The sequence below is a fragment of the Geodermatophilus sp. CPCC 206100 genome (genome assembly GCF_048569675.1).
Lineage (GTDB): Bacteria > Actinomycetota > Actinomycetes > Mycobacteriales > Geodermatophilaceae > Geodermatophilus.
The window spans coordinates 1-9795 of the sequence record NZ_JAQISV010000072.1 but is presented as its reverse complement, the minus strand read 5'-3'; the positions used below and the strand labels follow the sequence as shown (position 1 = coordinate 9795).

General features: G+C 79.8%; 11 protein-coding genes and 1 pseudogene. 7 read left to right on the top strand and 5 right to left on the bottom strand.

What is annotated here, in order from left to right; genetic code table 11:
- Positions 1–769: 769 nt before the first annotated feature.
- Together PGN05_RS23995 and PGN05_RS23990 are read left to right on the top strand one after the other, a co-directional pair.
- Positions 770–1138 carry a LytR C-terminal domain-containing protein gene (locus PGN05_RS23995; protein WP_419755095.1) on the top strand — a complete coding sequence of 123 codons (369 nt, stop codon included), beginning with the start codon at positions 770–772 and terminating at the stop codon, positions 1136–1138.
- A 107-nt stretch (positions 1139–1245) separates the two neighbouring features.
- Positions 1246–2676, top strand: a complete 1431-nt coding sequence (locus PGN05_RS23990) for an ATP-binding protein (RefSeq protein WP_419755094.1) — start codon at positions 1246–1248, stop codon at positions 2674–2676.
- A 207-nt stretch (positions 2677–2883) separates the two neighbouring features.
- Here the strand turns inward: PGN05_RS23990 and PGN05_RS23985 are convergent, their stop codons facing one another.
- Positions 2884–3675 carry a phosphotransferase gene (locus PGN05_RS23985; protein WP_419755093.1) on the bottom strand — a complete coding sequence of 264 codons (792 nt, stop codon included), beginning with the start codon at positions 3673–3675 and terminating at the stop codon, positions 2884–2886.
- A gap of 20 nt (positions 3676–3695) precedes the next feature.
- Positions 3696–4016 carry a hypothetical protein gene (locus tag PGN05_RS23980; protein WP_419755092.1) on the bottom strand — a complete coding sequence of 107 codons (321 nt, stop codon included), beginning with the start codon at positions 4014–4016 and terminating at the stop codon, positions 3696–3698.
- A gap of 181 nt (positions 4017–4197) precedes the next feature.
- On the opposite strand from PGN05_RS23980, the gene PGN05_RS23975 reads away from it, so the two are divergent.
- The 4 genes from PGN05_RS23975 (at position 4198) to PGN05_RS23960 (ending at position 6677) form a co-directional block, all read left to right on the top strand.
- Positions 4198–4944, top strand: a complete 747-nt coding sequence (locus PGN05_RS23975) for an SDR family oxidoreductase (RefSeq protein ID WP_419755091.1) — start codon at positions 4198–4200, stop codon at positions 4942–4944.
- Between the two features lie 100 nt (positions 4945–5044).
- A complete protein-coding gene (locus tag PGN05_RS23970) occupies positions 5045–5635 on the top strand; it encodes a maleylpyruvate isomerase family mycothiol-dependent enzyme (protein ID WP_419755096.1) in 591 nt (196 codons plus the stop codon).
- 79 nt (positions 5636–5714) lie between these two features.
- Complete coding sequence (locus tag PGN05_RS23965; RefSeq protein WP_419755090.1) at positions 5715–6152, top strand: DUF5709 domain-containing protein; 438 nt, start codon at positions 5715–5717, stop codon at positions 6150–6152.
- Between the two features lie 42 nt (positions 6153–6194).
- The gene (locus PGN05_RS23960; RefSeq protein WP_419755089.1) at positions 6195–6677 is read left to right on the top strand and encodes a hypothetical protein; all 483 of its coding nucleotides are present in this window, start codon (positions 6195–6197) and stop codon (positions 6675–6677) included.
- A 10-nt stretch (positions 6678–6687) separates the two neighbouring features.
- Here the strand turns inward: PGN05_RS23960 and PGN05_RS23955 are convergent, their stop codons facing one another.
- A complete protein-coding gene (locus PGN05_RS23955; RefSeq protein ID WP_419755088.1) occupies positions 6688–7233 on the bottom strand; it encodes a bifunctional adenosylcobinamide kinase/adenosylcobinamide-phosphate guanylyltransferase in 546 nt (181 codons plus the stop codon).
- 75 nt (positions 7234–7308) lie between these two features.
- Here PGN05_RS23955 and PGN05_RS23950 point away from each other — a divergent pair, with 75 nt between their 5' ends.
- A complete protein-coding gene (locus tag PGN05_RS23950; protein ID WP_419755087.1) occupies positions 7309–8022 on the top strand; it encodes a Clp protease N-terminal domain-containing protein in 714 nt (237 codons plus the stop codon).
- A 90-nt stretch (positions 8023–8112) separates the two neighbouring features.
- Here PGN05_RS23950 and PGN05_RS23945 read toward each other — a convergent pair.
- Positions 8113–9039: pseudogene (locus PGN05_RS23945) on the bottom strand (acyltransferase family protein); the annotation flags it as partial.
- Positions 9040–9044: 5 nt separating this feature from the next.
- Positions 9045–9795: alpha/beta hydrolase (locus PGN05_RS23940; RefSeq protein WP_419755086.1), on the bottom strand; the 751-nt coding region annotated here is incomplete at its 5' end.

Genomic DNA, 9795 nt, shown 5'->3' with positions numbered 1-9795 from the left:
CCCGCCGCCCGCGCCGGAGGCCCCGCCCGCCGAGGCCCCCGCGCCGCCCGCGGAGCCAGTGCCGGCGGACGTCCCCGCGCCGGCCGAGGAGCCCGCACCGCCGGCCGGGCCGGCGGCGACGGAGGAACCGGTGCCCGCGGCGCCCCCCGCAGCCGAGCCCCCGGCTGATTCACCGGCCCCGGCGGATCCCGCCGCACCGCCGGAGGCGCCCGCACCGCCGGACCAGCCACCTCCGCCGGCCGAGCCCGAGACCCCCGCCGAGGAGCCCGCACCACCGGCGGAGCCCACCCCCGTCGAGCCGGCACTGCCCGTCGAGCCCGCACCGCCCGCCGAGCCGACACCCGCGCACGAGCCGGCACCACCCGCCGAGCCGGCCCCCGCCGAGCCCGCACCGCCCGCCGACCCGGCTCCCGTCGAGGCCGCGACACCCGCTGACCCGGCACCGACCGAGCAGCTCGCACCGCCCGCGGAGCCGGCCACCGCCGAGAGCACACCGCCCGCAGAGCCGCCGGCACCCGCCGCCGAGCCGGCACCAGCCGCGGAGCCCGCACCGCCCGTCGCCGAGGAGCCGGCACCAGCCGCGGAGCCCACACCTCCGGTCGTCGAGGAACCGATGGCGGCCGAGGCGCCGGCACCACCCACGGAACCGGCTCCGGCCGTCGCCGGAGAGCCCGTCCCGGCCGAGGAGCCGGTCCCCGCCGAGGAACCCGTCCCCGCCGAGGAACCCGTCCCGGCCCAGCAGCCCGCACCACCCCAGGAACCGGCCCCGGTGGAGCCCCCCGCGCCCCCCGCGGCGGAGGCCTGCCCGGAGCCCGCGCCGCTGGTCGTGGACGTCGTCGACGCCACCGGGGACCCCGCGATCGCCGCCGAGGCGACCGCACTCCTCGCCGCCCCCGGGGTCGAGGTCGGCACCGTGAGCCCGGCCGCCGACCCGCAGCCCTCCGGCATCGTCGCCGCCGCCGGCACGGAGGAGGCGGCCGGGAGGCTAGCGGCCGCGCTGGGTGCGGAGGGACTGGTCCGCACCGGCGACGTCGCGCGGGTCACCGTGGTGCTCGGGCCGGACGCGCCGGGGGCGGTGCTGGACGGCCTCCGGGCGTTCTCCGGGCTCGATCCGGCACCCTGCCCGCCGGCCGGCTGAGCCAGGCCCGGGCGCCCGGCGCGGCGGTAGGGTGCCGCACCGGGCAGTCCGCCCCGGGTCCGCACCCACGCCGCCCGGGGCGCCCCGGGTCGCCGGGAGGCCGCGCCATGAGCCCAGCTCCTCCGCCCCGGGACGGCGCGGTCGGCGCCGACGACCTGCGCGGGCTGGCCATCTTCGCCGGGATGTCCGAGGACCAGCTGCGCGGCCTGGTGGCGGCCGGCGCCGAGGTGCGCTTCGCCCCGGGCGAGGAGCTGTTCCGGGAGGGCCGGCCGGCCGAGGCCTGGTGGGTGCTCCTCGACGGCGCGCTCGACCTCCTCCGCCACGTGGGGCGTGAGGAGTCGCGGCTCGGCACCCTCGACGTCCCCGGCCGGTGGGCCGGGGGGTTCCGGGCGTGGGACGAGCACGGGGTGTACCTGGCCACGGCCCGCGCGGCCACGCCCGGGCGGGTCTTCCGGGTGCCGGCCCCGGCGCTGCGGGAGTGGGCGACGGCGTGGTTCCCGTTCGGGGTCCACCTCCTCGACGGGATCTCCCGCACGGGGCGCAGCTTCGAGACGGTCACCCGGCAGAAGGAGGCGCTCGCGGCGCTGGGCACCCTGGCCGCCGGGCTGGCGCACGAGCTGAACAACCCCACCGCCGCGGCGGCGCGGGCGGTGGACGCGCTGGGCGGCGCCTGCGAGGCGGCGCTGACCTCGGTCGGGTGGCTGGCCTCCGGCGCCCTGGCCCCCGGGCAGTTCGCCGCGCTCGACGCCCTGCGCCGGGAGGCGGCCCGGGAGCCGGTGACCCTGCCGCCGCTGGTGCTGGCCGACCGGGAGGAGGAGCTGGCGGACTGGCTGGGGTCGCACGGCGTCGCCGAGGCCTGGGTGGTGGCCGAGGCGCTGGCCGCGGCGGGGGTGGACCCCGACTGGTGCGAGCGGGTGGCCGCGGTGACCGGCGAACAGGTGCTGGCGCCGGCGCTGCAGTGGGCGGCGAGCACGCTGGCGGCGACCGGTCTGCTGCGCGAGGCGCGCGAGGCCACCCGCCGGATCTCCGACCTGGTGGCCGCGGTGCGGTCCTACGCGCAGCTCGACCGCGCCTCGACCCAGCAGACCGACGTCGTGGAGGGGTTGGAGAGCACGCTGGTCGTCCTCGCCCACCGCATCCCGCCGGGGGTGTCCGTCGTCCGGGACCACGCCCCGGGCGTCCCGCGCATCGAGGCGGCCGCCGCCGAGCTCAACCAGCTGTGGACCAACCTCGTCGACAACGCCCTGGACGCCATGGGCGGGGAGGGCACGCTCCGGGTGTCCACCTGCGTGGACGACCGCGGCGCGGTGGTGGTGGAGATCGGCGACACCGGGCCGGGGATGTCGGTGGAGACCCAGCAGCACGCGTTCGAGCCCTTCTTCACGACCAAGGGCGTCGGCGAGGGCGCGGGGCTGGGGCTGCACATGGCCCGGCGGATCGTCGACGCGCACCACGGGGACATCGGCATCCGGCTGCGGCCCGGCGAGACGGTGCTCCGGGTGCAGCTCCCGACCACCGGGGCGGCCGCGCACCGCTGACCGACGGCGCCCGCCGGCCGCTAGCGTCGGCTCATGACGACCCCACCTCCGGGACCGCACCCCCCGTCGCCGTCCCCGTCGCCGATGGACCCCACTCCCCCGCCGGAGCCGGCTCCCTATCCGCAGCCCGGGCCCACCGACCCCACCGCCCCGCCGCCGAGCGGCCCGCAGCCGGTCTGACCGGTTCGCCGGGGCGGCGACGGCGGGTCAGCGGCCCCGGCCCGACGGGGCCGGCGGCGACCAGAACGACGCGGGCAGCTCCTCGACCCGCCGCGCGGACCGCTCCAGGTCGTCGGCCTGCCGGCGGAGCGCCACGAAGACGGGGTCGCCGCCGCCGGCGAGCCGCCGGACCACCTCGGCGTTGACCCGGGCCCGCGTGGCGACGACCGCGCCGAACGCCCGCCGGTCCCCGTCGAACCCGTACGCGTCGAGCAGGGCGTGCAGGCGGCGGCGGGGGTCCCCGGCCGGGGTGTCCGCGTTCGGCCAGGCCGAGCCGGGCGCGAGGAGCGGCACCCACATCAGCGCGGAGTAGGCCAGGTCCATCTCCCGCGACGCGGGCCCCGCGGTGTCCCAGTCGACGAAGCCCGCCAGCCGCCCGTCGCGCCAGACGGCGTTGTACGGGGCGGCGTCGTGGTGCCCGACCACCAGGCCGGGCCGCCAGGGCCGGCCGGAGAACCAGGTCGCGTCCTCCGGCGGCACGAAGTCCGCCGTCGTGTCGTGCAGCCGCCGCAGCCAGGCGCCCACCTGCACCAGGGCGTCGTCCGCAGCGACCCAGTCCGGCCACGGCCGGCGCACGCCGACGGTGTCCCCCTCGAGGAACGAGAGCACCTCCCGCCCGTGCTCGTCGAACCCGAGCACCCGCGGCGCGCCCTCGAAGCCGGCCTGCTCCAGGTGCCGCAGCACGGCGTGGACGGCCGGGGTCCACGGCCGCGCCGGGCGGTGCACCGTCGACCCGATCCGGACGACGCCGGCGCTGGTCCGGCCGCCGCCCAGCGGCACGCCCCCGTCCGGGGCTCCCGCTACTGCGACTCCGCCCGCCGGTGGACCACCACGCCGCGCGCCGCCAGGTCGGCGCGGATGCGGTCCGCGCGGAGCCGGCGCACCGTCGCCCGCTCCCGGAGCATCGCGGCCACGGCGGGGTTGGCGAGGCGCTCGGCCCGGAGGGAGAGGACGGTCGCGAGCTCCTGGTCCATCGAGACCTGGCGGATCCTGCCGACCAGGTCCCGGACCGGCTCGTCGCGGACGGGCGCCGGGTCCGAGGCGACCGCCGCGACGATGCGGTCGACGGCGTCCCCACGGTCGGCGGCCGGGCGAGGGGACGTGCGCACTGCCAGCGTCATCGGGTCCTGCCTCTCCCCGGTTCACCCGGTCGGGTGACCGGCCGGACCAGGATGCCCGCGCGTTCGCCCCCGCCTCCACCCCCAACCCGGGGAGGGGGCGTCCGCCAGGATCGGGGACGCCGGCGGCCGATCCGCCCCGACGACCGGCCAGCGGACCCCCGGGCGGCTCGGAGGTGCGCGGGTGGAGCGAGGCGTGTGCGTGGTGACCGGCGGCGGGCGGGGCATCGGTGCGGCGACCAGCCGGCGTCTGGCCCGCGACGGCTGGGACGTCGTCCTCTCCTGGACCACGCAGCGCGGGCCGGCCGAGGAGGTGGCCGCGGCCTGCCGGGAGGCCGGCGTCCGGGCCGACGCCGTCCGGGCCGACGTGACGCGCGAGGACGACGTGGCCGCGCTGTTCGCCGCCGCCGGGGCGCTGGGCCCGGTGCGCGGGCTGGTGGCCAACGCCGGGGCCGTCGACCGCGCCTCGCGTGTGGAGGACCTGGAGACCGGCCGCATCGAGCGCATGCTGGCGGTCAACACGCTGAGCGCGTTCCTCTGCGCCCGGTCGGCCGTGCGGGCCATGTCCCCCCGACACGGTGGGGACGGTGGGGCGATCGTGACGGTGTCCTCCCGCGCGGCGGTGCTGGGCGGCGCCGGGGAGTACGTCGACTACGCCGCGGCCAAGGCGGCCGTGGACGCGCTCACCGTGGGCCTGGCGCGGGAGGTGGCCGCCGACGGCATCCGGGTCAACGCGGTGCGGCCGGGGCTGATCCACACCGACATCCACGCCTCCGGCGGCCAGCCCGACCGGGTGGACCGGCTGGCACCCACGGTGCCGATGGGCCGGGGCGGAGACCCCGAGGAGGTGGCCGACGCGATCGCGTGGCTGCTGTCCCCCGGCGCCTCCTACGTCACCGGCACGTTCCTCGACGTCTCCGGCGGCCGGTGATGGCCGCGACCGGCCTCGACCGCCTGACCGCCCTCGCAGCCGAGCAGGCGGCCTTCGCCCGGCTGGCGGCCGCGGCCGACCCCGCCGCCCCCGTCCACGCCTGCGCGCCCTGGACCGTGGCCGACCTGGTGCGACACCTCGGGCCATCCACCGGTGGGCGGCCGCCACCGCCCGCTCGGCCCCGGACGCCGCCCTCCCGGACGACGACCCGTTCGTCGCCGCCGCGACCGTCGCCGGCTATCCGGACGCCGCCGCGGACCTGCGCGCGGCGCTCGCGGACCCGGACCGCCCCTGCCCCACGCTCACCGGTCCGGGGGTGGCCGGCTGGTGGACCCGCCGCCAGCTGCACGAGACCCTCGTCCACCGCCTCGACCTGGCCGAGGCGCTGGGCGCACCGGCGGAGGCCGACCCGGCGGTGGCGGCCGACTGCGTCGCCGAGGTGCTCGACACGATGCAGCCGCGCCAGGTCCGGCTGGGCCGGATGGCCCAGCCGGACACGGCGGTGCGGCTCACGACACCGGCGGGGACGGCGACCCTCGGGCGCGGGCCGGTGGTCGCGGAGGTCTCCGGGCCCGCGCCGGTCGTGGCGCTGCTGCTGTGGCGGCGGACCACACCGGAGGACCCGCGGCTCACCGTCACCGGCGACCGCGCGGCCGCGGCCGACCTCCTCGCCCGTCCGATCACCCCCTGACCGGGCACCGAGGGGGTGGCGCCGGCGGCGCCGGCGGGTGGAGGCTGGCCGCCGGCACCGGCGACGACTGGAGGCGCGCGTGTACCCCTACGGCAGCCCCGACGACCTCGACGGCGAGAACGACTCCGGTGTCCTCGAGCCCGGTGACAGCCTCGACGACAGGGGCGTCGACCCCCTCGACGAGGGCTGGTCGCCGCCCGACCGGCCCTGGGTGTCCACCGACTGGGGCACCACCGGCGACGAGGAGGAACGCGGGGAGAGCCTGGCCGCCCGGCTGGCCCGCGAGGTGCCCGAGCCCCGCGAGCCCGAGGGGGACGGGCTCGGCGACGCCTCCGACACCGACGGCGAGCTGCTCGACGAGGAGGTCGGGGACGCCCGCGCCGGCCGGCTGGCCGAGGAGGACGACGGCTACGGCGACGCGGAGGCCGAGCTGTACGCGGGCGACCGCGGTCTCGACGGCGGCGCGGCCTCGGCCGAGGAGGCCGCCGTGCACGTCGTCCCCGACGGCGACCGGTAGCCGGGCGCGGGCTGTCGGACCCCGCGCCTACGGTCCCCGACCGTGACCAGCACCGACGACTCCACCCCGGCCCCGGCCGACGAGACGATGGCCCGCATCGGGGCGGCGGTGACCCGCGCCCAGCGCGGGGAGCCCGACGCCGCCCGCCGCGAGCTGACCTCGCTTTGGAACGAGCTCGGCCCCGGCGGGGACCCCCTGCACCGCTGCACGCTGGCCCACCACCTGGCCGACCTGCAGGAGGACCCCCGGGAGGAACTGGCGTGGGACCAGCGGGCGCTGGCGGCCGCCGACGCCGTGACCGACGAGCGGGCGGCCGCGGCGGGGGCCACCGGTCCGGTCGCGGCCTTCTACCCGTCCCTGCACCTCAACCTCGGGGAGGACCACCGCAAGCTCGGGGACCTGCCGGCCGCCCGGCGGCACCTGGAGCTCGGGCGGGCGGCCGCCGGCGAGCTGTCGGACGACGGCTACGGAGCGATGGTCCGCGGCGGGCTGGAGGCGCTGGCCACGCGGCTGGGCGACGGCTGAACGGCGCCGGTCAGCGCAGCCGCTGCGGCAGCCCGGCGGTGAGCAGGAAGACGCGGTCGGCCCGCGCGGCGACGCGGGCGTTGAGCACGCCGAGCTCGTCGCGGAAGCGCCGTCCGGCCGGCGTGGCGGGCACCACCCCGCAGCCGACCTCGTTGCTCACCGCCGTCACGCGGCGGCGCGTGTTGATCCACGCCTCGACCAGCGCGTCCACGGCCGCCGCGAGGCGCGGATCGGCTCCCGGGTCCCCGGTCCAGGTGCCGCAGTCGTCCATCGTCCGGGCCAGCCAGGTGGTGAGGCAGTCGACGAGCACCGGGGGCCCGGGGGCGCCGAGCACGGCCGGCAGGTCGACGGTCTCCACGGTGCGCCAGGACGCCGGGCGCCGGACGCGGTGCGCCGCCACCCGGTCGGCCCACTCCGGGTCCGCGTCGTCGGGCACCGCGCCGCAGGCGACGTACTCCACCTCGCGGAGCCCGAGCAGCCGCTGCTCGGCGAACGAGGACTTCCCCGACCGGGCGCCGCCGAGCACGAGCACCCGCCTGGGCCGTCGGCCGATCACGGGAGGACCCTACGACGCGCGGCGGCCGTCAACGCCAGGTTGACGACCCACGTGTCGTCAACCTACGGTTGACGCATGACGCCCGAGCCCGCCCCCGTCCGCCTCGACGACCTCATCACCGCCGTCACGCGCGCCCACGAGGCACCGCTCGACCAGCTCTCCGGCGCGGTCCTGCTGGCCGACTCCCTGGGCGAGGTGGCCGACTCGCTCATCGGCCACTTCGTCGACCAGGCCCGGCGGACCGGGGCCTCGTGGTCCGACATCGGCCGCAGCATAGGCGTGACCAAGCAGGCCGCCCAGAAGCGCTTCGTCTCCCGCGCGGCGGACGCCCCCGCGCTCGATCCCAGCCAGGGGTTCAGCCGGTTCACCCCCGACGCGCGCGCCGCCGTCGTCGGCGCCCAGGAGCAGGCCCGCACCGCGACCAACGCGACGATCGGCGTGGCCCACCTCGTGCTCGCGCTGGTCGCCGACCCCGCGAGCGAGGCGGCCCGCGCGATCACGGCGCAGGGGGTGTCCCTGGACGCCGTCCGGCGCACCGCGACCGCGACCCTCCCGCCGGCCGCCTCACTCGTGCCCGCCCTGATCCCCTTCGACCCGCACGCCAAGCGGGCCCTCGAACTCGCCTTCGTGGTGGCCGGCCGGCTCGGCCACGAGTCGATCGACACCGGGGACGTCCTGCTCGCCGTCCTGGAGGCCGAGGACGGCACCGGCGTGCTGGCCGGCCTCGGCGTGGGCCGGGACGCGGTCGAGGCCACCCTCACGGGCGCCGCTCCCCCGCCGGCGGGCTGACGCCGCGGGCCGGGCCCGCCGCCGGAGGACGGCCGCGAGCCCGGCTCCGAGCAGCAGGACCCAGCCGGCTCGGGCGACCAGCCAGCCGGCGGAGGCGGGCGCGTCGTGCAGGCCGGGCAGGGGGCCGGCGGGCAGCGTGACCAGCCAGAGCGCGACCAGCAGCGGCTGGTGCAGGAGGAAGACCGGCAGCGCGGCCCGGCCCAGGGCCGCCGGTGCGCGCACGGACACCGGGGACCGGAGCACCAGTGCCGCCGCGCCGGCCTGCGCGAGGGCCAGGGCGAGGGTGGCCGCCGACGGCGGGTCGAGGTTGGAGCGAGCCGCCCCCGGCACGCCCACCGCGGAGGCCGGCAGTCCGCCCGGACCCACCAGCAGGAGGACGGCGAGCACCCCGCCGGCCAGCAGCGCGACCGCCGCCCGCGCGGACAGCGGAGCCCGCGCCAGGACGACGCCCAGCTGCCACGGCGCCCACCAGACCAGCAGCACCGCCGCCCAGCCCGGGCCGGCGGCGCTCGCCGCGGCCGCCAGGAGCACCGCGCCCGCCGCCGCGCGCCCGCCGTGCCGAACGTCGAGCCGCACCAGGGCCGGGGTGGCGGCCGACAGCGCGAGGTAGACGCCCAGGAACCACAGCGGCCGCAGCGCGAGCCGCCCGGCCGAGGCGACGACGTCCTGCGGCGCGCCCGCCACCGAGAGGGCGGCCGCGACGGCGGCGACCGCGCCGACCAGCAGGCCCACCGGGCCGGCCAGCCGCCGCACCCGGCCCCACCACCAGCGCAGCGGCGGAGCGCCGGAGGCCGACCAGCTGCGGGCCGCCCCGAACCCGGCGAGGAGGAAGAACAGCCCCAGCGTCTGCAGGAGCCAGCTCACCGGCGCGAGCTCCGGCAGCGCCCGCAGCGGGCTGTCGGTGCGGACGTCGACGTCCAGGCCGGTGGCCACGACCGGGGCGGTGACCAGCCAGTGGCCGAGCACCACGCCGGACACCGCGACGGCGCGCAGGGCGTCGACCCACGGGTCGCGCACCGCGCTCACGGGACCGCACCCCCGGGCCCGCGGCCGGTGGCGACGTCGACGAGGCCGGCCAGCGCCGCCGACCCGGGGCGGAAGTACCCGTCGTGCCCGGAGGCGCCCCCGACCGGCAGCGGGCGCGCACCGAACCCCGGTGCGGCCGGGTCGGCGCCGTGGCCCAGGTCGCCCACGCGCACGCCCGGGACCCACGCGATCCAGTCCCCCGGCGCGCGCGCCGCCCAGACGCGGGCCGGCGTCCCCAGGTCGGCGACCGAGCCGGCCCGCGCACCGGGGCTGCCGAGCAGGACGAGGTCGTCGGCGGCCAGGTCCGGGGCCGCCAGCGCGGCGACGACCGCGCCGTAGCTGTGCCCGACCACGGTGACCGCGGCGTCGCGGGGCAGGCCGTCGACGAAGCGGACCAGGGCGGGCGCGCCGGCCCGGGCCAGCCGGCCCGAGGCCGCGTCGAGGCCCAGCCCCTCGGGGGTCGCGTAGCCGATCCAGAGGACGACGGCCAGGTCGCCACCGGCCGCCGCGGCCAGGGCCCGCGCCCACGACAGCGGCCGTCCCGCCGGGTCGGCGGGGTCGGTCAGCCCGGCCAGGTCGACGTCCGAGCCGGGCACGAGGACGGCGACGTGCGCCGCGCGGAACGGGTCGCCGAGGGCCAGCACCGCCAGACCGCGGCCGCGCGGGTCGCAGCCGAGCACCGTGGCGCCGGTGCGCGCGGCCAGCGCGGCGGCGCAGCCGGGGTCGCGGGCGACCGGGCCGGGCACC

What these genes read in the sequence shown, in the direction of transcription:
- PGN05_RS23950 (WP_419755087.1), top strand. Translation starts at nt 7,309, where the DNA reads ATGACGCCCGAGCCCGCCCCCGTCCGCCTCGACGACCTCATCACCGCC.
- PGN05_RS23990 (WP_419755094.1), top strand. Translation starts at nt 1,246, where the DNA reads ATGAGCCCAGCTCCTCCGCCCCGGGACGGCGCGGTCGGCGCCGACGAC.
- PGN05_RS23980 (WP_419755092.1), bottom strand. Translation starts at nt 4,016, where the DNA reads ATGACGCTGGCAGTGCGCACGTCCCCTCGCCCGGCCGCCGACCGTGGG.